Annotated in this window: 21 protein-coding genes and 1 pseudogene; 8 read left to right on the top strand and 14 right to left on the bottom strand. The window is 69.5% G+C overall.

The features are described 5' to 3' along the window. Positions 1-136: 136 nt before the first annotated feature. The 7 genes from QH290_RS15380 to QH290_RS15350 all read right to left on the bottom strand — a co-directional run bounded on the left by QH290_RS15380 (position 137) and on the right by QH290_RS15350 (position 5,732). Positions 137-409, bottom strand: a complete 273-nt coding sequence (locus QH290_RS15380) for a hypothetical protein (RefSeq protein WP_280383504.1) — start codon at positions 407-409, stop codon at positions 137-139. Positions 410-516: 107 nt separating this feature from the next. After that, complete coding sequence (locus QH290_RS15375; RefSeq protein ID WP_280265078.1) at positions 517-753, bottom strand: hypothetical protein; 237 nt, start codon at positions 751-753, stop codon at positions 517-519. Between the two features lie 134 nt (positions 754-887). Further along, positions 888-2,651 (bottom strand): SDR family oxidoreductase, encoded by a 1,764-nt coding sequence (locus QH290_RS15370; RefSeq protein ID WP_280383502.1) that lies wholly within the window; start codon positions 2,649-2,651, stop codon positions 888-890. A gap of 53 nt (positions 2,652-2,704) precedes the next feature. After that, entirely contained in the window at positions 2,705-3,814 is a 1,110-nt protein-coding gene (locus tag QH290_RS15365) for a PDR/VanB family oxidoreductase (RefSeq protein WP_280265076.1), read from the bottom strand. After that, positions 3,811-4,716: a metal-dependent hydrolase gene (locus QH290_RS15360; RefSeq protein ID WP_280265075.1), complete on the bottom strand. Its 906-nt coding sequence runs from the start codon at positions 4,714-4,716 to the stop codon at positions 3,811-3,813. Before QH290_RS15360 ends, QH290_RS15365 begins: the two co-directional genes overlap by 4 nt. 105 nt (positions 4,717-4,821) lie before the next feature. Continuing rightward, a complete protein-coding gene (locus tag QH290_RS15355) occupies positions 4,822-5,268 on the bottom strand; it encodes a hypothetical protein (protein WP_280383499.1) in 447 nt (148 codons plus the stop codon). Positions 5,269-5,399: 131 nt separating this feature from the next. Next, on the bottom strand, positions 5,400-5,732 hold the full coding sequence (locus QH290_RS15350; RefSeq protein WP_280265073.1) for a winged helix-turn-helix transcriptional regulator: 333 nt from the start codon (positions 5,730-5,732) through the stop codon (positions 5,400-5,402). A 49-nt stretch (positions 5,733-5,781) separates the two neighbouring features. Between QH290_RS15350 and QH290_RS15345 the strand changes: the two genes are divergently transcribed. Beyond that, entirely contained in the window at positions 5,782-6,522 is a 741-nt protein-coding gene (locus QH290_RS15345) for an SDR family oxidoreductase (RefSeq protein ID WP_280383497.1), read from the top strand. Between the two features lie 3 nt (positions 6,523-6,525). On the opposite strand, the gene QH290_RS15340 is transcribed toward QH290_RS15345, so the two are convergent. Beyond that, the gene (locus QH290_RS15340) at positions 6,526-7,305 is read right to left on the bottom strand and encodes an enoyl-CoA hydratase-related protein (protein ID WP_280383494.1); all 780 of its coding nucleotides are present in this window, start codon (positions 7,303-7,305) and stop codon (positions 6,526-6,528) included. Between the two features lie 95 nt (positions 7,306-7,400). Between QH290_RS15340 and QH290_RS37935 the strand changes: the two are divergent. Next, positions 7,401-8,144 (top strand): annotated as a pseudogene (locus QH290_RS37935) (LLM class flavin-dependent oxidoreductase); the annotation flags it as partial. A 204-nt stretch (positions 8,145-8,348) separates the two neighbouring features. On the opposite strand, the gene QH290_RS15330 reads toward QH290_RS37935, so the two are convergent. The 3 genes from QH290_RS15330 to QH290_RS15320 form a co-directional block, all read right to left on the bottom strand. Further along, complete coding sequence (locus QH290_RS15330; RefSeq protein WP_280383490.1) at positions 8,349-9,890, bottom strand: cytochrome P450; 1,542 nt, start codon at positions 9,888-9,890, stop codon at positions 8,349-8,351. An 88-nt stretch (positions 9,891-9,978) separates the two neighbouring features. Continuing rightward, entirely contained in the window at positions 9,979-11,415 is a 1,437-nt protein-coding gene (locus QH290_RS15325) for an NCS2 family permease (RefSeq protein ID WP_280265069.1), read from the bottom strand. A 361-nt stretch (positions 11,416-11,776) separates the two neighbouring features. Beyond that, on the bottom strand, positions 11,777-13,129 hold the full coding sequence (locus tag QH290_RS15320) for an 8-oxoguanine deaminase (protein ID WP_280383488.1): 1,353 nt from the start codon (positions 13,127-13,129) through the stop codon (positions 11,777-11,779). A gap of 190 nt (positions 13,130-13,319) precedes the next feature. Between QH290_RS15320 and QH290_RS15315 the strand changes: the two genes are divergently transcribed. Further along, positions 13,320-14,819, top strand: a complete 1,500-nt coding sequence (locus QH290_RS15315) for a PucR family transcriptional regulator (protein ID WP_280383486.1) — start codon at positions 13,320-13,322, stop codon at positions 14,817-14,819. Between the two features lie 274 nt (positions 14,820-15,093). Continuing rightward, on the top strand, positions 15,094-17,535 hold the full coding sequence (locus QH290_RS15310; RefSeq protein ID WP_280265066.1) for a hypothetical protein: 2,442 nt from the start codon (positions 15,094-15,096) through the stop codon (positions 17,533-17,535). A gap of 30 nt (positions 17,536-17,565) precedes the next feature. Here the strand turns inward: QH290_RS15310 and QH290_RS15305 are convergent, their stop codons facing one another. Both QH290_RS15305 and QH290_RS15300 read right to left on the bottom strand, forming a co-directional pair. After that, the gene (locus QH290_RS15305; protein WP_280265065.1) at positions 17,566-17,778 is read right to left on the bottom strand and encodes a hypothetical protein; all 213 of its coding nucleotides are present in this window, start codon (positions 17,776-17,778) and stop codon (positions 17,566-17,568) included. A 261-nt stretch (positions 17,779-18,039) separates the two neighbouring features. Continuing rightward, positions 18,040-19,071 carry an Lrp/AsnC family transcriptional regulator gene (locus QH290_RS15300; protein WP_280265064.1) on the bottom strand — a complete coding sequence of 344 codons (1,032 nt, stop codon included), beginning with the start codon at positions 19,069-19,071 and terminating at the stop codon, positions 18,040-18,042. Positions 19,072-19,175: 104 nt separating this feature from the next. On the opposite strand from QH290_RS15300, the gene QH290_RS15295 reads away from it, so the two are divergent. The 3 genes from QH290_RS15295 (at position 19,176) to QH290_RS15285 (ending at position 22,988) form a co-directional block, all read left to right on the top strand. Further along, positions 19,176-20,675, top strand: coding sequence for an MFS transporter (locus QH290_RS15295; protein ID WP_280383484.1), 1,500 nt, complete (start codon positions 19,176-19,178; stop codon positions 20,673-20,675). A 79-nt stretch (positions 20,676-20,754) separates the two neighbouring features. Further along, a complete protein-coding gene (locus QH290_RS15290; RefSeq protein ID WP_280264911.1) occupies positions 20,755-21,939 on the top strand; it encodes a PucR family transcriptional regulator in 1,185 nt (394 codons plus the stop codon). A gap of 158 nt (positions 21,940-22,097) precedes the next feature. Then, positions 22,098-22,988, top strand: a complete 891-nt coding sequence (locus QH290_RS15285; protein ID WP_280383482.1) for an alpha/beta fold hydrolase — start codon at positions 22,098-22,100, stop codon at positions 22,986-22,988. Between the two features lie 41 nt (positions 22,989-23,029). Here the strand turns inward: QH290_RS15285 and QH290_RS15280 are convergent, their stop codons facing one another. Then, a complete protein-coding gene (locus tag QH290_RS15280; RefSeq protein ID WP_280264909.1) occupies positions 23,030-23,968 on the bottom strand; it encodes an alpha/beta hydrolase in 939 nt (312 codons plus the stop codon). A gap of 178 nt (positions 23,969-24,146) precedes the next feature. On the opposite strand from QH290_RS15280, the gene lpdA reads away from it, so the two are divergent. Further along, positions 24,147-25,595, top strand: coding sequence for a dihydrolipoyl dehydrogenase (lpdA, locus tag QH290_RS15275; protein ID WP_280383480.1), 1,449 nt, complete (start codon positions 24,147-24,149; stop codon positions 25,593-25,595). The last annotated feature ends 4 nt before the right edge of the window (positions 25,596-25,599 follow it).

The following is a 25,599-nucleotide window of genomic DNA, read 5'->3' as shown; positions in this document are numbered from 1 at the left end:
ACTCCGAGAGCGGGGCATTACGGTGGGACACGAAGACCTCCGGCAGTGAATGAGTTCCTAGACAGCTCTCACTTCACTCGGAGGTCTTCGCCATGTCAGCTCGCCACGCCGTCACCAACGTCCGTGGTCAGTACACCTAGCTTCCGCCCCCACCGCCTCCGCCACCACAGCCACCGCCTCCGCCACCACAGCCGCCGCCTCCGCCCCCGCCGGAATCGCCTCCGCCGCCGGAATCGCCGCCGTCATAGCCGCCCGACAGATCGGCGCCGTACACGCCGACTCCGGCGCTACCGGAATCTCCATAGCCCCAACGGTTTCGGCGCCGCGGCGGTTGATTGACCGCCCGCACCACAAGCACGATGGCGCCGCAGAACACGGCGATGGCCACCAGTGTCGTCACAATCTCCATGCCGGGGACCATAACGAACCGACCCTAAAGGGCCCCTTAAGATTCGGTTGCAACAGAGATAGGGAAATATTTCCGGATGGGTGAATTTGCCGCCCCGCCATCCCGGCTCAGCGGCTGAACCTGCAACTGAGATACACCTCGTGTCCGTACCGGCTGCCGCCCGGATAGATCGAATCGCTCCGGCCGGACCCGTTCCGCCCGGTGAACAGCGTCGCCGTCACATCGGTCGCGTTGCTGATATCGCCCGCCGCAATGGTGACGTTGTAGTCGTTGTATTCGCGCGGATCGACGATCTGGCGCGGATAGCCGGTTTCATCCCGATAGGAGAAGGTTCCTTTAGCCATCGACTCACCTCCACTAGCTTTTGTCAGAAGCGATGACTTTGTGTGGGGGGCGATGCTACAGCAGAATCGCACCGGACGGTCGGCGTGAAACAAATTGTCTTTCTCGCCGCCGCACTCTCGATACCTGACGGCGCCTAGGTCAGCTTCACGCGGGCGGCGACGAAGCGGGCCACGGCGGGCGCCAGCCGATGGAAGTGATACTGCAGGTGCGCCTCCGGGGTCACCGGAACCACCGCGCGATCGCGTTCGACCGCGCGCACGATCTGCGCGGCGACCTTCTCCGGACCGTAGCTGCGCATGCGGTAGAGATTGTCGTACTTGGCCTGCTTGCGAGACTGCTCCTCGGCGGAAACGCCCGAGAATGTGGTCGTGGCAACGATATTGGTGTGCACGATGCCGGGGCAGATGGTGTGCACGGCGATGCCCTTGCCCGCCAATTCCGCACGCAGGCAGTCGGAGAACATGAATACCGCCGATTTACTGGTCGAGTACGCGCTGAACCCGCGCTGCGGCGTATACGCGGCCATGCTCGACAGATTCACGATATGCCCGCCGAGCCCGCGCTCGGCCATGGCGGCGCCGAAGGTGCGGCAGCCGTTGATGACACCGCCCAGATTGACCCGCAGCACCCGGTCGAATTCGCTTGCGCTGGTGGCGAAGAAATCACCCGCCTGCCCGATACCCGCATTGTTGACCAGGATGTCGGGCACCCCGTGCGCGGCGACGACCGCCTCGGCGTGCTCGGCCACGGCGGCATCGTCGGAGACGTCCAGCGCGTAGGCGTGCGCGAGACCGCCTGCGGCCGTGACGAGTTCGGCGGTCTCCTTGGCCGCGTCCAGGTTGATGTCCGACAGCACCACCTCGGCGCCGCGGCGCGCGAACTCCAGCGCGGTCTCGCGCCCGATGCCACTGCCGCCGCCGGTGATCACCACCAGCTGATCCTCGAACGGCTGCCGCTCCCGGCCCACCTCGGCCCGCCGCAGCGAGCGCGGGGCGGCGCCGCCACCGATCGAATCGATCAGTTCCGAGGTGGCGGTGGCCAGCAGTTCGGGATGCGAGAACGGCAGCCAGTGACCGCCGCCGACCTCGCGCCGCCACAGCCGCGCGGTCCATTTCGGTGAATCGTCGTAACCGGCCGGGCGCACCGCCACGTCGCGGCGCGCGATGATCAGCTGCACCGGCACCTCGGTGCGCCGGTCGCGCGCGTTGAGCAGCCGCTGCAGGATATTGGCGCGGTAGATCCGCATTCCGTCGAAGAAGTCCTCGCGGAACGCCGGGCCCAATGTCACGTTCTCCGGGGCGGTTTCGTTCATCAGCCCGACGAAACGCCGCCACACCGTCTCCGCCGACAGCGGCCGCAGCACCACCCGCGGGACGCCCGGGGTCATGAACAGGAAGGTGTAGGCCGACGACAGCAGCTGTGTGAACGGCCCCCAGGCCGCACCGCGAGACAGCTTGCTGCGCATCCACTTTCCCATGTGGTCGAGGTTGGGTCCCGAGACCGAGGTGAACGACGCGATCCGCGCCTCGGCCCGCGGCTCGCACACCGCCTCCCACATCTGCACCGATCCCCAGTCGTGCGCGAGCACGTGCACGGGCCTGCCGGGGCTGACGGCCTCGGCCACGGCGAAGAAGTCCGCGGCGAACCGATCCAGGCGATAGTCCTCGGTGCGCCGGGTGCGGGTGGAGCGGCCGTGCCCGCGGGTGTCGTAGGCGACGACATGGAATCGGTTGGCCAGCAACGGAATCACCCGATCCCACAGATGGTGGTCGTCGGGCCAGCCGTGCACCAGCACCACGGTCTCGGCGCTCGGTTCGCCGTATTCGTAGACGGCGAGCTCGAAGTCGCCGCTGCGCACGGTCCGCTCCACATCCGGAACGGGAATCTGATCGGTCACGATGTTCTCCTTCGATGCCGTCGCCGGCAAATTCGTCAGTGGGGTGCCGGATCCTAGAGATCCAGCACCAAACGCTCACCGGCGCAGCGGGATACGCAGATCAGCATCTCGCCGTCGGCCCGCTCGTCCGCGGTCAGCACCGCATCCCGGTGTTCTACTGTCCCAGACAGAACGCGCACCTTGCAAGTGCGGCAGAACCCCTGGCGGCACGAGTACGCCACGTCGGGGCGCACCGTCAGCACGTCCTCCAGCACCGACCGGTCCGCGGCGACCTCGATCACCTCGCCGGTGCGGGCCAATTCGACCTCGAACGGCGTGCCGTCGACCACGGGCGGCGCCGAGAACCGCTCCGAATGCAGCTCCATACCGGGCACGTCGCGGACCGCCGCGGCGATCGCGTCGGTCATGGGCACCGGGCCGCAGCAGTACACCGCGGTGTCGGGCCCGGCACCGGGGAGCAGGTCGGCGGCCGTCGGCAGCCCGTGCTCGTCGTCGGTGCGCACGGTCACCCGGTCGCCGAAGCTCTCGATCTCGTCGAGGAACGGGATGGTGTCGCGGCTGCGCCCGGCATAGACCATCGACCAGTCGACACCGAGCCGATGCGCCATGCGCACCATCGGCAGGATCGGGGTGATGCCGATGCCACCGGCCACGAAATGCACCCGGGCCGCATCGGAGCCGTGACCGGGCAGCACGAACGGGAACGCGTTGCGCGGCCCGCGCACGGTCACCCGGCTGCCGGGCCGCAGGTCGCTGTGCACCTCGAGCGAGCCGCCGCCACCCTCGGGGATGCGCCGCACCGCGATGCGATAGCTGTGCCGATCGGCCGGATCACCGCACAGCGAGTACTGGCGCAAGCGGCCCGACGGCAGTTCCAGGTCCAGGTGCGCGCCGGGCCGCCAGGGTGGCAGTTCGCGGCCGTCGGGCGAGGTCAGCAGCAGGCTGATCACGTCGGTGTCGTGCGCCTCCACGCGCCGCTCCACCACCGTCAGCGCCAGCCGGCGGTCGTCGACGCGGCCCGCGGAATCGCCGCGATTGATCAGGGTCGTCCAGCGCAGCCGGGTCTCGGCCACGGTGTGCAGCACCCGGATCGCACGGTCCGCGCGGCGTTTGCCGTACAGATCCGCCGGCGGCTGCGCCGGCACGGGACGCCGAGTGGTCACGACGCCATGGCCCGCGCCGCCGGGGACTTCGCCAGGTACGCCACCGCCTGCGCGGTCGAGCCCACCGACTCGGGGGTGTAGCCGGGCTGGAACACCGTCAGCGCGCTCCACAGCAGCGACGGCACGCCCGGCAGCGCACCGCGCCACATCGAACCGAAGACCTTGACGATCAGCCGCGGGTAACGCATGTCCGGCAGCGACGGATCCTGCCGCACCAGATACTTCGTCCCGCGCAGCACCAGGGAGACGAAGATCGGGAACACCACCAGCATCAGCGCGCAGCGCCGGAGGTAGCCGATGTCGAAGTACTCGGCGACCTCATAGGCGACGAAGCGGTGCTCGACCTCCTCCGCGCCGTGCCAGCGGAACAGATCCAGCGTGTTCGGATCGGCACCGAACTGCTCGAGGTCGGCATTGAGCACCCAGTCGCCGAGGTAGGCGAAGAAGTGCTCGAGGGTGGCGATGAAGCCGAGGCGCTCGACCAGCGTCTGGAACTGCTCGTGAGCGGTCTGGCCCTCGCGCGGGCCGAGCGTCTTGCGGAACAGGAACTCCATCTGCCGCACATACGGCTCGACGTCGATGCCGTGCGCGGCCAGCACCTCGTCCAGCACGCCGTTGTGGGTCTCGGCGTGCATCGACTCCTGGCCGATGAAGCCGAGCATCTGCTCGCGCAGCTTCTCGTCCTTGACCAGCGGCAGCGCCTCGGAGAACGTCTGACAGAACATGCGCTCACCCTCGGGCAGCAGCAGATTCAGCGCGTTGATCAGATGCGAGGCGACGGGCTCGGCCGCCATCCAGTGCAGCGGGGTGTGCCGCCAATCGAACTGCACGTTCCGAGCCTGCAGCGCTACCTCACCCGGGTCGATCATCTCCCGGCGCGCCCGAAAGGGAAGTAACTTCATCGGTACTCCTGGTGTGTTCCGTCCCGGCAGTCGCTGCCGTTGCTTCACGAACGTAGCAACAGTGTACCTATAGATGAGACCCGGAGTTACACCTAGAGTGCGGGGTCAGCGCTTGGTCAGGGGGCGGCTGAGTTTCTCGCCGTTGGCATCGATGGTCGTTGCCCTGGTGAAGACGTGCCCGGGTTCGACCAGGTCGGTGAGCACGATGCGGACCGGCTTGGTGACGAAGTGCCCGGCGGCGCAGTTCGGATCGCAGGTGTTGAGATGTTGGATACCGTCGCCCTCCGCGGTACCGGGACCCCACGAGGTCCAGGCGATCTGCTCGACGCGCAGGCCCAGGTCGGCGCACGCGAGGATGAGCTTCGACGGTCGCACGGCGGGCTGGTTGAACGAACAGTCGATCACTTCCGGGACCGCGTTCCCCGTGGGCGCCGGGCTGCCGACCGGCTCCGGATCGCCGGAATCCGATCCGCCGCAGCCCGCGATCGCCAGCACCGCCGCCAGCACCGCCACACCGGCCGACCGGCCGCGGCCTGCATGTCTACCCGTCATCCGCGCACCCCGTACATCATCCAGCCACTGTTCACCCGCGCCGGCGCCATGGGCCGACCTGCCCCGGATGATGACCCATCCGCGCCGGTTTCGCACGCGGCGCGCGCAACGCCGGGACGACGACCCGGCCGTCAGTCCCCGTCCGGCGCCGGTCCCGCCCAGCTCCGCGACCACTCCCAGATCGGGTGCAGGGCGGTGACGAGTTCGCGCCCGGCCCGGGTCAATTCGTGTGCCTTGTCGGGCCGTTTCGCCGCCAGGCCCGCACCCTGCAGGTGCTGCAGGCGCTGCGACAGCATGCTCGACGAGCAGTTGTCCATGCGGCGGCGCAGCTCCAGGAAGCCGAGCGGTCCCGGCTCCAGCTCCCACAGCACGCGCAGCATCCAACGCTGGCCGAGCAGCTCCATCGCCGCGTAGGTCGGCGGGTCCGCCGGTCGGGCCACCCCGGTTCGTCTTGCACTTCTCATTTCGAACTACCATAGTGATTCTGAAATAGAAGCGATCGAGTGGGAGTGCATGGTGGGTTCGCAACGAATCGTGGTGGTGACCGGGGCGTCGCGCGGCATCGGCGCGCAGACGGCGCGGGTGCTGGCGGCACGCGGCGACCACGTGGTGCTCAACTATCGCGAAAAGCGCAGGCGCGCAGAGCGACTCGTCGCGGAGATCATCGAATCCGGTGGCAGCGCGTCGATCGCCGGGGCGGACGTGTCCGACGAGGCGGCGTCGCGGGCGCTCATCGAGCAGGTGGTGGCCGACTTCGGACGCCTGGATGTGCTGGTGCTCAACGCTTCCGGCGGGCTCGAGCACGGCGCCGCGCCCGACTACGCCATGGCGATCAACCGGGACGCGCAGCTGCGGCTGGTGCGGCTGGCGCTGCCGCACATGCCCGCGGGCGGTCGCATCGTGTTCGTCACCAGCCATCAGGCGCACTTCCACGGCCGCAAGCCGGTGCCGCAGGCCTACGAGCCGATCGCCGCCAGCAAGCGGGCCGGGGAGGACGCGCTGCGCGGGCTGATCCCCGAATTCGATTCGCGCGGTATCGGTTTCACGGTGGTGTCCGGCGATATGATCGACGGCACCATCATCGTGCAGCTGCTGCAGCGCCGGGACCCCGAGGCCGTCGCCGCGCGCGCCGCACACGGCCCGCTGCCGACCGTCGAGGAGTTCGCCACCGCCGTCGCCGACGCCACCAGCACACCGGCCGACAACGGGCACACCGTCTACATCGGTGGCAGCGACTACGTCACCTCGGCCTAGTCGTCAGTCCGGCCACACCGGCGGCCGCTTCTCGAGGAATGCGGCCATTCCCTCACGGGCGCCGGGCAATTGGGAGGCGGCGGCCATGACCTCCACGGCGATGGCGTAGGCGTCGGCCTCGGGGCGGTCCAGCTGGGCGTAGAGGGTGCGCTTGCCGAGGGCCTTGCTCGCGCGGCTGCCGCGGGTGGCGCGGGCCAGCAGGTCGTCGACCGCGGTGTCCAGGTCGGCATCGGCGACCACGTGATTGACCAGGCCCCACTGCTCTGCGGTCCGCGCGTCGATCGGGTCGCCGGTCAGCGCCAGCTCCATCAGGCGTTTGCGGCCGATCGCGCGCGCCACCGGCACCGCCGGTGTATGGCAGAACCAGCCGCCCTTGCCGCCCGGCAGCGCGAATCCGGCCGACTCCGCGGCGACGGCGAGATCGCAGGACGCCACGAGCTGGCACCCGGCGGCCGTCGCGAGCCCGTGCACCCGGGCGACCACCACCTGCGGCACCGCCTCGATGGTCGACATCAGTTCGGTGCACAGGGTCAGCAGTTCGCGCACCTCGAGCAGGAAACGCGCCGCCACATCGGCGAAATCGTGCCCGGCGGAGAACACCGGGCCGTTGCCGCCCAGCACTATCCCGGTCGCGTCGCTGTCCCCGGCCTCCCGGAACGCCGACAGCAGCTCGGTCAGATGCTCGGCAGACAGCGCATTGCGCCGATCCGGCCGGTTCATGGTGATGCGGACGGTATCGCCGTCCCGCGCGACGAGCAGATGCTGATAATCGACAGCGGTCATGATGTCCACGGTAGTTGCGGTGCGAGGCGCCGGACGCCCGTTCCGCGCGTAGCGCCATACCCTGCGGGGAATTGTCGCAGGTCCGGGGTTCGCCGATGCTGGGTGGCGTGAACGATATTCGGTATGGATTGCTGCTGCCCGGCGGGCAGGCTCAGCTCGAGGCCGGGGGCTCGGCGCGCGGGCTGCTCGAGCTGGTGGTGAATGCGGAGCGGCTCGGGTTCGATTCGGTGTGGGTGGGCGATTCGCTGCTGCGGGCGCGGGTGGAGCCGCTGACGCTGCTCGCGGCGGCCGCATCGGTGACCGAACGCATCACCCTGGGCACCGCCGCGCTGATCCCGGCCTACCGCCATCCGGTCCAGGCCGCGCTGACGCTGGCCTCGCTGGATCTACTGTCGCAGGGGCGGCTGACGCTGGGCGTCGGGGCTGGATTCCCGGGCATCAGCGAGCCGGAGTTCGAGCTCGCCGGGGTGCGATTCAAGACCCGGTTCTCGCATCTGGACGACACCGTGCGGCTGTGGCGGCAGCTGTGGTCGGGCAACTCGAATCCGTTCCACGGCAAGGTCTTACGATACGACTGGCTGCCCGAGGTGCCGAGCCCGCACCGGCCCGGGGGCCCGCCGATCTGGCTGGCCGGAATCACCCCGGCCGCCCTGGCCCGGACCGGTCGGCTGTACGACGGCTGGCTCCCCTACCCGCCCGACCCCGCCGACTACGCCGCCGGGCTGGAGGCGATCGGCCAGGCGAGCGCCGCGGCGGGGCGGACCGAAAACTCCGTCACTCCAGCGCTTTTCGCCACCGTCCACATCGACGACGACGTCGAGCAAGGACGAGCCGCACTGGAGGAATACTGCGAGGCGACCTACCGCATGCCGCTGGACACGGTCGGCAACATCCAGGTGATGATGACCGGATCCGCACAACAGATTGCCGCACAGCTGGATAAGTACGTGCAGGCGGGCGCGCAGCACGTCCTGATCCGCATCGCGGCGGTCACGCCCGCGGCATTCACAACGCAACTCGGCCTGGTCACCGCACTACTCCAGTCAGGCCGACTTGTCCTTGCGGCCCGCGCCGCGGAATACCGGGTCCATCAGTACCGGGCCGTCCGGGCCGCCGGTGAAGGAGATCTGCGGGCGAATCGGCTTGTCGTCGTGGGGGTTCAGCTCCACCCGCTGCGCCATGGTCGCGAGCACCAGCGCGGCCTCCATATTGGCGAAACCGTAGGCCACGCACATCCGCTTCCCGGCGCCGAACGGCAGCGACGCGTGCTTCTGCGCGGGTTCCAGGTTCTCGGCGAGGTAGCGCGTCGGGTCGAACTCGCCGGGCCGATCCCAGATCCGCTCGTTGTGGTGGGCCCCGTGCAGGATGATCGCCACGGTGGTCCCGGCCTTGATCGGGTACCCGCCGAGCACATCGTCGTCGATCGCCACCCGCGCCAGCCCGATGACCGGCGGGTACACCCGCATGGTCTCCGCGACAACGGCTTTCGTCCACGGCAGCCGATCGACATCCGCCGCGGTGGGCGCGCGCCCGCCCAGGACGGTGTCGAGTTCGTCGTAGAGACGTTGCCGAACCTCGGGATGGCGGCCGAGCAGATGCCACGCCCACGCCAAGGCCGTTGCGGTGGTTTCCATTCCGGCGCCGATGAAGGTCATCAGCTCCTCGCGGATCTCCTGATCGGTGTAGGCGTAACCGGTTTCGGGATCGCGCGCGTCCATCAGCAGCGCGAGCAGATTGTCCTTGCGGGTGATCCGGCCGCTGCGATGATCGGCGATCAGCCCGTCGATCACCCCCTCGACGTGGCGCAGGTCGCGCATGGCCCGCGGCGCCACGACCCAGCTGATGGCGCGCATCACCCGCATCGGCAGGCGCGGGTTCTCCGCCGACTCCGGATGCGGCCCGTGCCGCAGCACCCACGTCGACGCGGCGTGGATCGGGCGGCTCAGATTGGTCATGAACCCGATCCCGAAGTAGCGCAGCAACACCGACAGCCGCACCTGCGTCATCGGGCCGGACAGATCCGTACCGAACATGGTGCGCGCGACGACATCCAGTGTCACACGGTTCATTTCGGCGTTGATATCGATCGGGCTCCCGGCGCGGTGCAGTTCGGCGATCCGGTCGACGGCCGCACCGGCGGCCTCTGTCATGGGGCCCGCGAACTGATCGACATTGCGTTTGCCGAAGACGGGCTGCACCAGCCGGCGATTGCGCATCCACCGCTGGTTGTCCAGATCGGTGACCAGGCCACGGCCGAAAGCCACGGCCAGCATGTCGTATTCGGCGCTCTTGGCGTAGTTGTTCTGATTCGAGACCAGCACGTGCCGGGCCAGTTCCGGGCTCCGCACGACCACGAACTTCAGGAAAGGCATCCGCGCGACCAGCACGTCGTCCTGGCCGGGCAGCCCGGTCAGGTACTCGACGATGGTGTGATCGCGGACCCGCGGCAGCGTTCTCAGCGCCAGCTTCCACGACTGCCACCAGGTCACGTCCGTGCCGTGCCAGCGGATGAACGTCGGCAATCGGCGAGGCGGATGCAATACCGCGCTACCGGTCCCGGTGGTGCTCCGCGCTGCAGACGCCATGGCTTCGATGCCTCCGAACTGGGTGTTTGGTGATCTCACCCACGGTTCAGTGTACATATGTGCACCGAGATGGCAATGGGGGGGCGGGTCAGTTGCCGCCTAGTAGGGCTTCTATGCCGGAGATGGCGAAGTAGGCGGTGAAGACGGTGCTTACTATCCATACCAGCCAATGGATTTCGCGGAACTTGCCGCGGGCGGCCTTGATCACGGTGTAGGCGATCAGGCCCGCGCCTACGCCGTTGGTGATCGAGTAGGTGAACGGCATGGCGACGATGGTCAGGAAGGCGGGGACCGCGACCTCCAGGTCGCCCCAGTCGATCTTGCGGGCCTGGGTCATCATCAGCGCACCCACCAGCACCAGCGCCGGGGCGGCCGCCTGGATCGGGACCACTCCCGCGATCGGCGTGAAAAATATTGCGAGGCAGAACAATCCGCCGGTCACCACGCTGGTCAGTCCGGTACGGGCGCCCTCACCGACGCCCGTCGCGGACTCGACGTAGACGGTGCTGCCCGCCCCGCCGGAGGCCCCGCCGATGATCTGCGCGACGCCGTCGGTGGTCAACACCCGGCCCAGTCCGGGCATGGTGCCGTTGTCGTCCAGCAGCTTCGCCTCGTCGCACACCCCGAAGATCGTTCCCATGGCGTCGAAGAACCCGGTCAGCACCAGCGTGAACAGCACCACGCCCGCGGTCAGCGCCCCGGCCCGGGCGAATCCACCGAACAGGTCGATATCCAGCATCAACCCGAAATCCGGTGCGGCGAACAACTTCTCGGGCATCTCCGGGACCACGGTCCCCCACGACTTCGGCTCGATATCGCCGATCGCGTTGATGACGATCGCCAGGGCGGTCGCGATCGCGATGCTGATCAGGATCGCACCCGGTACCTTGCGAATGTACAGCGCGAGCATCAGCAGCAGACCCACGCCGAACACCACGACCGGCCAGCCCTGCAGGTGGCCGTCGGGACCGAGCCCCACCGGCGGCCCGTCCGGCGAACCGTGCCCGACCACCCCGGACGACACCAGGCCGATCATCGCGATGAACATGCCGATCCCGACGCCGATCGCGTTCTTCAGCGCCAGCGGAATGGCATTGATGATCATCGTCCGCAGCCCGGTCGCGGCCAGGATCACGATGACCACGCCCATCAGCACCACCAGGCCGAAGGTCTGCGACCAGGTCATGTGCGGGGCGGCCTGGAAGGCCACCACCGGCACCACGCCCAGCCCGGCGGCCAGCGCCAGCGGCACATTGCCGACCAGACCCATCAGGACGGTGGACAGCCCGGCGGAAAACGCCGTGGCCGTGGTGAGTTGAGCGATGCTGAGATGGGCGCCGTCGACATCGGTGGCACCGCCCAGGATCAGCGGGACCAGCAGAATGACATAGGCCATCGCGACGAAAGTCGTGATACCACCGCGGATTTCGCGAGAAACGCTGGTGTTGCGCTCGCGGATCCGGAACAGCCGGTCGAATACGGATCTGGATTCCGCGGGGGTCGTGCGGGTTTCAACTTGGGTCATGGCGTGTGCCCTCCTCGGGCAGTATCTGATTGCGCCGTGCTCGGGGACCCTGCGTGGTGACGCAGGCTGTCGCCTCCGGGCCCTGACGACCACGGCGCGCGCCGACCCGGGGTCCGTGCCGTCAACGGACCTGGGGTTCGGTTGTGCGGTTGTGGAGTCCGGAAACTCCTGTTGATCAACAGCTTTCGATAATCGCGGCGAGATGGCCGGGTGAACGAGAGCCGCGGCGGCTCTCAGAGATGAATCCGTGAACGAGCGGTTGCGCACCTTTCCGTCGATAACCTGAACTTCCGCCGGTGACGGTATTCGCGAGCCGCTTCGGCGAACCCCTCATCGAGTACGCCGACGAGCCTCGCGATCCTCACCGCTGCCCCTCCCCACGCATCAGCCGACGACGCGCGTCGGCACCGGCCCGCGCGACCGCGTCGTGTGCCACGGTGCGCAGTTCGTCGTTTTCTACAACCGTGCGGCCGCCGACCAGCAGCCGCGCCAGCGGCGGGGTGGGCCCGAACACCAGCGCGCAGACCGGATCGGTGACGGCGGCGCGAAAGCCGTCGACCCGCCACACCGCGATATCGGCGATCTTGCCGGGCTCGAGACTGCCGATTTCGGTGTGCCGCCCCAGATTCCGGGCGCCGCCGAGCGTGCCGAGTTCGAGGGCCTGGCGGGCGGTGAGCGCGGTCGGGCCGTGCACCGCGCGCTGGAACAGCATCGCCTGGCGCATTTCTCCGGCCATCGAGGTCAATTCGCTCGATGCCGCGCCGTCCACGCCCAGCCCGACCGGCGCCCCGGCGGCCAGCAGGTCCCGCACCCGGGCGATCCCCGCGCCCAGGCGGGCATTGGAACTCGGGCAGTGCGCCGTCCCGCTGCCGGTGTCGGCGAAGCGCCGAATGTCGCCGTCGTGCAGGTGCACCGCGTGCGCGAACCACACGTCGTCGCCGAGCCAGCCGAGCTTGTCCATGTACTCGACCGGGGAGCATCCCATCTGCTCGCGGCAATAATCCTCCTCGTCCAGGGTTTCGGAGAGGTGGGTGTGCAGGCGCACGCCCTTGTCTCGCGCCAGGGCGGCCGATTCGCGCAGCAGCGTCTCGCTGACCGAGAACGGCGAGCACGGCGCCACGGCCACGCGCAGCATGGAGCCGAACGACGGATCGTGGTATCGGTCGATGGTTTCGGCTGTGCCGGTGAGGATTTCGTCGGTCTTCTCGACCACCTCGTCCGGCGGCAGGCCGCCGTCGGACTGTCCGCGGTCCATCGAGCCGCGGCACGGATGGAACCGCAGCCCCACCTCGGCGGCGGCGCGGACCTCGGCCTCGAACAGGTCGCCGCGGCCCTTCGGGAACATGTAGTGGTGGTCGGTGGAGGTGGTGGTTCCGCTCAACGCCAGCCACGCCAGTCCCGCGGCGGCCGCGCCGTAGGTGACCTCGGCGTCGATTCCCGCCCACGTGCGGTACAACCCGGTCAGCCATTCGAACAGCGTCGAGTCCTGGTGCAGCCCCTGGGTGGCCCACTGATACAGGTGATGATGGGTGTTGACCAGCCCCGGCGTGACCAGGCACCCGGTGCCGTCGATCCGTTCGGCGCCCTCGACGCGCGGCGCCGGGCCCGCGCCGAGCCCGGTGATGCGGTCGTCGTCGACGGTGAGATGGCCGTGGGCGATCTCGTCGCCGACGACCGGCGCGAGGTAGGCGTTGTCGATGACCAGCTTCGTCATGGGTCCACCTGCTGCGCCATCTGACCTCCATCGGCATGAATCGGTGTGTCACGAGTACACCCGCGCGGGGTGCCTCACGGCCACGACCGCAGCGACGAACTGTGCGCCAGTTCACACGGCGGAGTTTGTGCTTATCTCCAAACCGCATGACGGCGGTGTTTCGGACCGCGGGCTGTTAGCGTCGAGAATCATGCGTCTTCGTTCCCTGCTCACCATGACGGACCTGGGACTGGAGCTCGTCACCGGGGAGGAGGAGCTCGACCGGTTCGTGCGCTGGGTCGTCACCCAGGACCTGCTCGACCCCAGCCGCTACCTGACCGGGGGCGAGCTGGTGCTCACCGGCATGCAGTGGCGGACCGGTCCGCAGGACAGCGAGACGTTCGTCGCGTCCCTGGCCCGGGCCAAGGTCGCGGCCCTGGCCACCGGCGACGCCCGCTACGGCGAGCCGCCCGCCGATGTCGTGGAGGCCTGCCGACGGCATCGGATTCCGCTGTTCCGGGTGCTCGAGCACGTGGCGTTCGAGACGGTCACCGAGCGGATCACGCGCGACCTGTCGACCGGGCGCGCCGCGGACCTGTCGGCGATCCTGGACCGGCATCGGCAGCTGGTGTCGGGGACGGGGCTCGGTTCGGTGCTCGAGCTGATCGAACGCGACCTCGGCATGCGCTGCTGGGTGATGACCTCGACCGGGCGCGTCGTCGCCGGACCGGACGCGCCGCCGCCCGCGCGGGCCGTCGCCGAATTCCTCGGCGCCCGCCGCCTGCCGTGCGTGATCGCCTCCGTCGGGCGGCCCTATTCGCTGTTCGCCGTCGACGAGCACGGCACCTCGCGCGCGGCGGACTGGCTGCTGGTCTTCGACGGCGACTGCGCCGACTGGCCGGAGGAGCGGCGCGCGCTCACCGGCGAGCTGGCGGCGGTCTGCTCGCTGGAGCGCGCCCGGCACGACGACCGGCAGAGCGCCGAGGGGCGGCTGGCCGAGGAGCTGATCCAGCTGATCGTCTCCGATGCCAAACCGGCGGATATCATCTCGCGCCTGGAGCTGACCGGGCTCGGCTCGGCCGAGGGCTACGTGGCCGTCGCCGCCGCGGCCGAGGAAGGGTTGCGGCCCAGGGAGTTACGCGCGCTGCTACGCGAAATCCTGTACGGCACAACACCGGCCGCCGGGGTGGTGGACGGTGAGGCGATCGCGCTGATCCCGACCGGCCGATCCGTGTTCGACATGATCCAGTCCGCGCTCGACACCCTGGAGCCCGGTCTGGGCGGCATCCGGCTGTCGATCGGCGTCAGCGGCGTGGTCGACGGCGAATCCCTGCGCGGTGCGGTCGACGAGGCCCGCCACGCCCGCCGGGTGGCCGCCGACCGCCACCGCCCGGCCTGCGCGGTCGGCCACGACGAGCTGGCCACCCACATGATGCTGCTGGCCAGCGTGCCCGACGAGGTCCGGCGGATGTTCCGGCTGCGCCTGCTGGACCCGCTGACCACCTACGACCAGAACAACAGCTCCGATCTCGTGCACACCCTCGAGACCTTCCTGCAGACCTCGGGCTCCTGGGCGCGCAGCGCCGAGCTGCTGCACGTGCACGTCAATACCCTGCGCTACCGGATCGCCCGCATCGAGGAGCTGACCGGCCGGGACCTGTCCCGCCTCGAGGATCGCGTCGACTTCTTCCTGGCGCTGGCCCTGCGCTGAGCAGGTCCGGCGCACAACGCCGCGCGCGGCCCGGTGAGCAGAACGAACACCGGGTGAACGGCACCGGTCGCCGAGGCGACGAATCACCAACGCGCACCGGCGTTTTCACGGTGCGCTGTTCACTGCGTGGACGAAGTTCGTTCACACCCCGGCATTAACGTTTCCACCGCGTTTCCGGGGACTGTCGAGCAGCCCCGAGGGATTTCCGCTCCGATGCTTTGCCCTTTGCCGTGCACGCACATGCGTGGGTATGGAAACGAATCAGGTTGTAGCGGTGGACAACTGCAAATCAGGAACGTCGAATCCGGTGCTGTGGCCGGTACTTTCGCGGGTACGACGATGCCGGGCGGCCGGGCTGCTGATCGGTTTCGTCGTCCTGTTCGTCTTTCCCGGCGTGCTGGGTGCCGTGGCCACGGCCGACCCGGCCTTCGCCAATGCCGAAACCAGCTCTCACACAGCCGGTTCCTCGGTCGGCAGCGCGCTGGGCTGGACCCACGTCACCGATTCGTCGGGTGTCGAGGCGTCGCGCTACCTGTTCGCCACCGACCACGGCGGCGTGCTCGAGCCGGGCGACACCGCGATCTCCGTCGTCCTCGGTCTGGAGTTCGCGGGCTGGAAAATCCTTGTGGTCACCGCGATCTGGTTGATCGGCTACGCGCTCAGTTTCGAATGGCTGAACCTGTTCGCCAAACCGCTGCTCGGCGTGGCACACAACCTGACCGGACAGGTCGCCACGCCGCTGATGCTGGTCACCGCCGCGACGATCGGCGCATTCTTCGTGGCGTACTTCGTCGCCCGCGGTTTCCACGGCAAGGCCACCATGCAGGCGGTGACGATGCTGGTGGTGGCGGTGCTGGGGGCGGTGCTGCTCGCCGAACCGCTGGCGGAGGTGCTGTCGCCGCACGGCTGGCTCGCGCAGGGCCGCGATCTCGGCATCGCGCTGGCGGCCGGATTGAACGGGAACGACAGCGCCGAACCCGCCGGAATGGTGGCGACGATGCAGGCCACGCTCACCGACAACTTCGCGCGGCGACCGTTGCAGGTGTGGAACTTCGGGCACGTCATCGACGGGCAGCCCGCCTGCCGCGCCGCCTGGTCGGCCGCGATCGAGGCCGCCAGCGAGGCCCGCGTGAAGCGAGCCGTCTCCGGCTGCGGGGACAGCGTCGCCGAGGAGTCGATGAACAATCCCAATTTCGAGCAGATCGGCACCGGCCTGTTGCTGCTGCTGTCCGGGACCATCCTGCTCGCCTTCGGTGCGGTCCTCGCCCTCAAGGTCATGCGGGCGGCGCTGGACACCGTCTACCACGGCCTGATGTCCATATTCGGTTTCGCCGCAGGCGGATTCGTGTACGGGCCCACGCAGACGTTCCTGATCCGCAATGTCGTCGACGGGATGGTCGCCGCGGCGCGCATGACGGCGTTCACCGTCTTTCTCGGTGTCTACGTGCTGATCCTGGGCAACCTGTTCGAGCTCGCGGGTGACCAGGTGATGGTGGTGTTCATGATCGGCGCGATCGTGGAGATCGTCGCGATCTTGCAGCTCCGGCGGCTCAGCGCGAGCCTGGACCGCGGCAACGAGTGGCTCGCCAACCGGTTCGCGCTGGCCGCGCAGGGCAACGGCGCCCGGGGTTCGGGCTCGGGCTCGTCCGGCGGCACGGCCATCGGGATGGGGGCCGCCGGTGTCGGCCACTCGATGAGCGCGAGCCTGCTGCCCGCCCTGGCCGCCGTCAGCACCGTCAACAATTCCCCGATCACCGAATGGCTGTGGGCCGGAACGCGTTCGCCGCTGCGGCCGGGCGCCCGCCTGGAGCGCAACGCACAGCGAGGCCAGTGGGGATTCTGGGGTTCACCCGGTGTCGGCGGGCCCACCGGAACCTACGCCAGGTCGTACATGAAATGGAATCAATACGAGCGGGGCGCCCGGGAGGCGGCGCGGCACAACGGCGGGATCAATTCGTTCCGCGGCGCGGCCGCGGCACTGCAGAGCCTGGAGGATTTCGGCGGCAGCACCAACGACGCGTGGGCGATGCTCACCTCGATCGGGTTCACCGACAGGGAGATCATGCAGCATTCCATTCGGTCGTGGGAGATCGTGGACGCGAACGCGGACGACGAAACGCTGGCCGACAAGCATCTGGGCCATGTCGTCGCCGCGGCCAAGCGCGCCCAGGCGTCGGCGAACAATCTGGTCAACGGCACGGGCAGCGGCGAGGAGGCCGCCGCGGACCTGGCGACGCTGCAGGCGGCCGCCTTCCGATTCCAGCGCGCGAACCCCACCGGTGTGACCCTCGACGGCGGGGCCTTCACCGGGCGACAGCAGGCGTTCATCGACGATTACATGGCCGATCCGACCGCCGCGAAGATCAAACAGCTGCAGCGGCTGGCCGACGGCGACTCCGGTGCCGCCACGGGCATGCTCGCCGATGTCGGCGACCGGGACGGCGCGGGCCGCATGCTGCAGGCGATCGGCAACCGGCACGCCACCCAGGTGCGGGACTCGGTCGACCACGTCTTGGCCAATCCCGGTGACTACCAACGGCTTCGGGATGCCCGCCGGGCGATCGCCGCGGCGGCCACCACCGACCAGTGGGCGTCGGGGCGCTCGCGAACGCCGTGGAACTCGCTGGCGACGCCGGGCGCCAATCGCCCGACCGCGGCCTGGCAGGCGGCGTGGCGGGGCGCGATGAGCAGCCGGGTCGCGCATCTGCTCAGCTGAGCGTGCGGTCCGATACCACCGCGGGGGCGGTCAGGATCGGCGCCGCTGCAGTTCGGCCTCCGGCAAGGCGGCGGTCACCGACAGCATCGCCAGGCCGGTATCGCGAATCATATGGTCCAGGCCCGCCAGGATGTCGGTGAGCGCCGTCTGCGTCTTGTCCAGCTGGATTGCCGAGGCCTCGTCGCCCTCGAATACCGCGCCGATGGAGTCCAAACGCAGCCCGACGTCGAACAACTGCCGCACCAGCTGGTCGGCTATTCCCGCGAAAACCGCAGTGTTGCAACGACATTCACCGGGCCTCGCGGCACATTCCAGTGGCGGTTCACTGTGGCCTTCGTCCATGCCGCCTCGCCTTCTCGCCGAGGTCGGCTCATCCGCGAGGCGCCAGTGCCGGATGACCGTCCGCCGGCGACAATCGTGAAACACCGTGTGTCCGATACCCGCCTGGATTATCCCGCACCCCGAGCGGCTAAACCCGCGATCTCCGGCGATTGCTCGGAATGCTCAGCGATGTAACCACTTTCGTACCACACCATCCGGATGCGCCAAACGGCCGTCGATGGTGTGCGCGCCCGCCTGCTTCAACCGCCGCAGCACCGGCGACATCTCGAAGCTGTGCACCCCGTCCAGGGCCGCCATCCGGGTGGTGACGTACCGGTACAGACCGTCGGCGTCGGCACACGACACCACGGCGAACACATTGAACGGCCCGGTAACCGCTGCGGCATAACCGGTTTCGGGCTGCTCGGCGATGGCCTGCCCGACGGCGTCCAGCCGCGCCGGGGCCACGCCGAGCCAGAGCAGCGCCACCATGCCGGACCCCAGCGCGGCCGGGGCGATATCGAGGTCGAAGTAGAGGATCCCGGCCGCCTGCAGCGCCGCGATGCGCCGGGTCACCCGGCCGATGCTGGTGCCGGTGGCCCGGGCGAGCACCGAGTAGCTGGTGCGGCCGTCGCGGTGGAGCAGGTCGAGCAGGGCGAGATCCTCGTCGCGCAAATGCATTTCGTCCGCGGCGTCACCGGAGGCGGCGGCGGTCGTCGCCGCTCCCCCGGCGTGCTGCCGCCCGCGCCAGTCCCGCACGTCCCGGGTGACGAACCGGTGCAGGATCATCGCCGCGGAGATGTCGTGCACGGGCGCGCTGCGCTGCAGCCGCTGGACCAGCAGGTCGTCGCGGTCCTGGTGGCTGCGCGGATGCAGGGAGAAGACCACCTCCGCCCCGGCCGCCGCGATGCTGATCCACGCCGCGTCGTGGCGCTTCGCCAGCGCCTCGGCCACCTGCTGCGCGCCGTCGGGGCGGCAGCGCACCCGCACGATCCAGTCGTTCTCGCCGAGCGCGGGCGCGTCGACCGCGCCGATCACCCGGACCACGCCCTCGCGCCGCAACCGCCGATAGCGGCGGGCGACGGTCTGCTCCGCGACCCCCAGCTCGGCGGCGACACGGCTGAAGGGACGACGCGGATCGAGCTGCAGTGCGTGCACGATCTGCGTATCCAGTGCGTCCAGAGGGACCATGTTTCGCGTCTCGGCGGCACTCATGGGAGGAAATGTACGCCGACACGCCTTCGGGGCGACCCGGCTCCCTCGATCCTCGGATACTCGACGCCCGTTTCGATACCGAATTTCGAGAGAGGACAACGACTGTGCGCAGATGGCTACCGCTGCTGACGGTGTGCCTGGGTACCTTCATGCTGCTGATCGACGTCACGATCGTGAACGTGGCGCTCCCGGATATGCAGCGCGACCTCGACGCCTCGTTCGGCTCCCTGCAGTGGGTGGTCGACGGCTACGCGCTGGCGATGGCCGCACTCATGCTGGGCGCCGGATCGATCGCCGACCTGACCGGGCATCGGCGCACCTACCTGGCCGGGCTGGCGCTGTTCGCGCTGTCCTCGCTGGTGTGCGGGGTCGCGCCGAATCCCGGCGTGCTGATCGCGGCGCGGGTGGTGCAGGGCGTCGGGGCCGCGGCCATGTCCTGCACCTGCTTCGCGCTGCTGAACAAGTCCTACGACGGGCGCGATCGGGCCGCCGCCTACGGGATGTGGGGCGCCGTCGCGGGCGCCTCGTCGGCGGTCGGCCCGATCGTGGGCGGCCTGCTCACCGAGATGGCCTCGTGGCGGTGGATCTTCTTCGTGAATCTGCCGGTCAGCGTGCTCGCGATGGCGCTGTGCGCGTGGGTGCTCGCCGCCGACGAGCCACCGCACCGCGGTCGCGTCGACGTGGCGGGCATGGTGACGTTCACCGCCTCGGCCGCGGCGGCCACCTATGCGCTGATCCGCGCCAACGAGCACGGCTGGTCGAACTCCGGCACCTGGTGGACGCTGGCGGCCGCGGTGGCGGCGCTGGGGGCGTTCGTGGTCGTCGAGCGGCGTTCCCGGCAGCCGATGCTGGACCTGGCGTTGCTGCGCAACCGCGTGTTCACCGGAGTCCTGATCGCGGGGACGACGCTGTTCTTCGCCGCCTTCGGGGCGCTGATGTACACCCAGATCTGGATGCAGTCGGTCCTCGGCCTGAGCCCGATCGAGGCCGGTCTGGTCGGACTTCCCCTGTCGGCCATGGCTTTCGTGGTGTCCGGCGGAATCGGCCGGTACCTGCACGGCCCGAATCCGGGGTGCATCATCGGCACCGGGCTGCTGCTCGTCGGTGCGGGCGGGGTGCTGGGCACCGCGCTGGTGCACGGCGAGGCGGGCTGGGCGGCGCTGATCCCGGGCTTCCTCGCGATCGGGGCGGGTGTCGGGCTGGCGACCGCGACGCTGGGTTCCGCCGCGACCTCGGCGGTCGGGTGGCAGCGGGCCGGAATGGCCACCGGCGCACTGAATACCGCGCAACAGCTCGGGTTCACCATTGCCATCGCGACCCTCGGCAGCGCGTTCACGGCACGGGCCGGAGAGGTGCTGGCCGACCGGGCCGTGCCCGATCCGCAGGCCATCGCGCGTGCCGTCGCGGGCGGGCAGGCTCCGCTGCTGCTGGGTCAGCTGCCCGCCGAGGCGATTCGGCTCGGCGCGGCCGCCGGTGTGCAGGGCACGCTCGCGGCGGGCGGAATCGTCGGATTGCTCGGCGCCGCAGCGGCATTCGGCCTGATGCGGGCGCGGCGGCCCGGGGCGGTCGAGCCCGAGCCGATTCCGGAGCGCTCGCAGGTCTGAATCCGAGCGGTGTCCGGCGGGTCCCCGGCCCGAGCCCGCCGGGCCCGCCGGTCCCGTACCCCCGGTAACGTGGATCGTCATGGCGGCGCCGCACCCACCCCTGTCCACCCCGGGGACCCGGAAGCTGGCGGACGCGTGCCGGGCCGATATCACCGCGTTGACCAGGCGATTGATCTCGGCGATCTTCACCGACAACCCGGAGTGGACCGACTACACCTCGGTGCCGCGGGCCGACCTGCGCGACGGGTGCCGACGGTATCTGACCCGGATTCTGGAGCTGCTGGGCGGGGAGGCGAGCGATCCGGAGCGCGACGATGTGGCGGCGTCGATCGGCAAGCATCGGGCCGAACAGGGGGTTCCGCTGGAGGCGATGCTGCGGACCTTCCGGCTGGGCGGCGGGATCGTGTGGGAGGCGCTGCTCGACAAGGCCGAGGATGTGGGGCCGCAGGAGATCCGGGAGGCCGGTACGGCGATGTGGACGGTGATCGACGGCCTGTCCTCCGCCCTGGTCACCTCGTATCGCAATACCGAACTCGAGCAGGTGCGCCGCGACGAGCGGCGGCGGCACGCACTGATCGAGGACCTGCTGGCGGGGCGGGCGCACGACGGCGGGTTCGCCGCGCGCGCCGCCCGCGAACTCGAGCTGCCGCCGCAGGGCGCGTATCTGGTGGTGGCGGCGCGCGGGGACGGCCGCCCGCTGCGGGCCGGAGCGGAAACGACCCTGTCCGCGTTGGGAATTCGATCGGTGTGGCACGACCGGGTGGACACCACCATCGGCCTGGTCTCGCTGGAACACCGCGACAGCGACGCGGTGCTGCACCACCTGCGGCCCCTGGTCCGCGGCCGGGCCGGTGCCTCACCCGCCGTACCCGGTCTGGCACAGGTGGATTCGGCTCATGCGCTGGCGCTGGTCGCCCTGGAGACATTGCCCACCGGCGCAACGGGTTTGGCGTCGCTGGACGAACGGTATCCGGAGGCGCTGCTGGCCCGCTCCCCCGATCTCATCGACCTGCTGCTGCGGCACGCCCTCGGGCCCGTCCTGGACCTCCCGGCCAAGGAGCGCGACATCCTGCTGCGCACCCTGTCCGTCTGGCTCGCCGAGAATTGCTCGGCCGCCAACGCCGCCCCGCGCCTGCACTGCCACCGCAACACCGTCATCAACCGCCTGCAGCGCATCTCGGCCCTGCTCGCCCGGCCCCTCGAGGGCCAGCGCTCCTATGTCGAACTCTCCCTGGCCCTCTACGCCCTCGATATACGCGGCTGAACACCGATCTTCCGTAATCCCCGCAAATCCCGGCGATGTCCGTGCAGGTGTTCTTACGAATGATTTTGCGATTCTTACGTTTTGGTCAAGATGCACGAATATGTGCATACTTCGGAGCGCGTAGTTGCATTCCTGTGTTTGCGACAGAAAGGATCTCGATGAGATCGGCTCTCCGAAAACGCACCGCCACGGTAAAGGCCCGCGACGGGGCCGAACTGGTATGCACGATCGCGGGCGACGGCCCGCCGGTGCTGCTGGTTTCGGGTTCGCATCGCGCCGCCGCCTGGCATCCGGTGACCGTGCCCGCGCTGGCCGAGGCCGGATATCGAGTGGTCACCTACGACCACCGGGGTATGCCGCCGTCGGAGGTCACCGACGCGCCGTACTCGATCGGACAGCTCACCGCCGATATGTTCGCCGTTGTCGACGCGCTACGGCTGGACCCGTGCCACCTGGTCGGCACCTCGATGGGCGGAATGATCGCTCAGACAGCGGTTCTCACGCGCCCCGAGGCGTTCCGGTCGGCGTCGTTCATCGCCGGTATCGGTGACGTGTCCCGGTTCGGCCGGGTCTTCATGGACGCGCTGGCCGAGGTGCACTCGATGGAGCCGATGCCGCCCGCCGTGCGGCTGCTGCTCGGCATGGATCTCGTACGCCCCGTGGGCGACTGGGATGCCACCGAACGCGACTACCAGAGCATCGCCGATTCGATGATGGGCGGGCCGCGGCCGTACGAGGGCCGCGTCGGGCACGCGATCGCATGCCGGGAGTGGGCCAGCGGTTCGCGCACCGCGGAACTGGCGAATATCCACCTCCCCGCCCTGGTCGTTGCGGGCCAACAGGATTCGCTGTTCCCGCCGCAGGCCCAGCGCACCGCCGCGGCCTCGATGCCGAACGCCGAATTCGCCGAAATCCCCGGCGGATCCCACGTCGCCTTCGTCGACATGCCCGCGATCTCCGACATCCTGGTCGACTTCCTCCGCCGCACCGACAACCACACTCCCGCGGCCGGAGCCGCGCAGCAGGCCGACGTGGCCGTGGCCGGGTGAGGAAGGGGCAGTAGGGCTTTCGCCGCGGACCGCCGCGGCCCTCAGGCGCCGAGGGCGGCCGCCAGATGTGGCCAGGAGTCGTGCAGGTCGGCCTCGAACTGACCCCAGGTGTGCGACCCCTGCGGGCGGTTCACATGGGTTGCGGGAATGCCGATTTCGGCGAGGCGACCGGCGAAGGCGGCGGTGCACGTGCTGGCGATCATCTCGACCGGCGGGAACGGGATGCCGCCCTGGTCGATCGGGCCGGGCGCGCCGGAGGCCGCCGACAGGTAGACGGTCTTGCCCGCGAGGGCGCCCGCATGCGAGAACGCGTCGTGCGCCTGCCAGTGCGCGGCGCCCGGAATTCCCCACATATTGGCCGGATTCGCGCCGCCACGTGCCAGTTGCGCGCTGACCAACGCGATGCCCACGGGGTCGGCGGCCCACGGACATCCGCTGTAGGACGCGACGGCGCGGTACCGCCCGGGGGCCTGGATGGCGAGGTCGATCGCCGAACCGCCGCTCATCGACACCCCGGCGATCGCGTTGGCCCCGGTGGCTCCCAGGTGTTCGTCGAGGGCCGCGGGCAGTTCCCGGGTGAGGAAGGTCTGCCACCGGCCGCGGCCGACCACCGGGTCGTCGGCCACCCAGTCGGTGTACATGCTGTAGGCGCCCCCGACCGGCATCACGACGTTGACGTGCTTGTCCGCGAAGAACTCTCGCACATCGGTGTCGTCCCACCAGGAGATCCCGTCGAGACCGCCGCCGATGCCGGTGAGCAGGTACAGGGTGGGCGCGGGACCACCGGCGGCCCGGATCACCCTGTTGCTCACCACCCGATCCATCGCCGGTGAGTACACGTCCACCCGCGAGACCGAGCCGCCCAGGGACTCCTCGCCGACCACGTCCGCCGCGGCCGGTTGTGCCGACAGGACCACCACCGCGGCGACGGTCACCAGAAGACTCGACAGCGCGGCCGAACATCGTGAAGCCCTCACCATTCCGTTGTACGCCCGGAGATCACTTCCCGCACGGGCTGGGCGCAGAGCACACTTTTCGGCCACGATTCCTGGGCTACCGGGTCATTGTTTGTGCACTCGGTGGCGACAAGACTCGTTCGGGATGACTCATGCCACAACCGGGGCGGGGTCGTAATCGTCGACACGAGGAGCACCACGAGTGCCGGAATTCGATCTTTTGGTCGTGGGCGGCGGCCCGGGTGGGTACGTCGCCGCCATCCGCGCGGCGCAGCGCGGACTGTCCGTGGGACTGGTCGAGAAGGAGCGCCCGGGCGGGGTCTGCCTGAACTGGGGCTGCATCCCGACCAAGGCCATGCTGCGCAGCGCCGAGGTCTTCCAGACCGTCTCCGCCGCAGCCGAATTCGGCGTCCTGGCGGACAATGTGCGGTTCGATTTCGCCGCCGTGCGGCAGCGCAAGGACGGCATCGTCAAGGAGCTGACCGACGGTGTCGCGGGGCTGCTGAAGGCCAACGGCGTGACCGTCGTCGAGGGGCACGCCCGCTTCGCCGGGCCCACCACCGTCGAGGTGCACGAGGTCGGCCCGTCGCCGATCTTTCCCGGCGGCCCCCGTTATGCCGCTCCCCCAACCACTTCCGTCCGGCGGATCGACGCGCGTGACGTGATCGTCGCGACCGGCTCGGTGCCCGCGCGGCTGCCGATTCCGGGCGCGGAGCTGCCCGGCGTGATCACCTCCGACGGCGCGTTCGGGCTGACCGAGGTGCCCCGGCGGCTGGTGGTCGTCGGCGGCAGTGCGGTCGGCGCCGAATGGGCCAGCCTGTTCGCCACGTTCGGTAGCGAGGTGACGATCGTCGAGCTGCAGGACCGCCTGGTTCCCTTGGAGGACAAGGATATCGGCGTCGCGCTCGGCCGCTCGTTCGGCAAGCGCGGGATCACGGTGCTCACGGGGTCGACGGTCGAATCGATCGCGCAGGGCGATGCCCTGCGCGTCACCGTCGGCGGCCCCAAGGCGCGCGAACTCGACGCCGATGTCGTGCTGGTCGGGGTGGGCCGCCGCCCCAACACCGCCGACCTCGGCCTGGACACCGCCGGAATTCCCACGGACGCACGGGGATTCATCGAGGTCGACGATCAGCTGCGCACCGGCGTCGAACACGTCTATGCCATCGGCGACGTCACCGGCCGGGCGCTGCTCGCCCACGTCGCCTCCCATCAGGGCCTGACCGCCGCCGATGTGATCGCCGGGCACCCGGCCCACATCGACTACACCGTGATTCCCGCCGCCACCTTCACCCATCCGGAGATCGCGAGCGTCGGCCTGACCGAGGACGCGGCGCGCGCCGCCGGGCACGAGGTGATCACCGCGAAGTTCCCGTTCGCCGCGCTCGGGCGCCCGAGGACCTTCGGCGACACCGAGGGGTTCATGAAGATCGTTGCCGGGCAACGGCATCAGGAAGTGCTCGGTGTGCACATCATCGGACCGTCGGCCAGCGATCTGATCACCGAAGGCGCGCTGGCGATTTCGCTGGAGGCGACGCTCGACGAGCTGGCCGACACCATTCACGCCCACCCCACTCTCGGCGAGATCGGCATGGAGGCGGCCCTGACCGGGCTCGGCCTGCCGGTACACATCGCGCCGCGCAAGCGCTGAGGAG

The organism is Nocardia wallacei (genome assembly GCF_029869545.1).
Lineage (GTDB): Bacteria > Actinomycetota > Actinomycetes > Mycobacteriales > Mycobacteriaceae > Nocardia > Nocardia wallacei_A.
The sequence above is the reverse complement of the archived record's forward strand: the minus strand, read 5'-3'. Positions and strand labels throughout refer to the sequence as shown.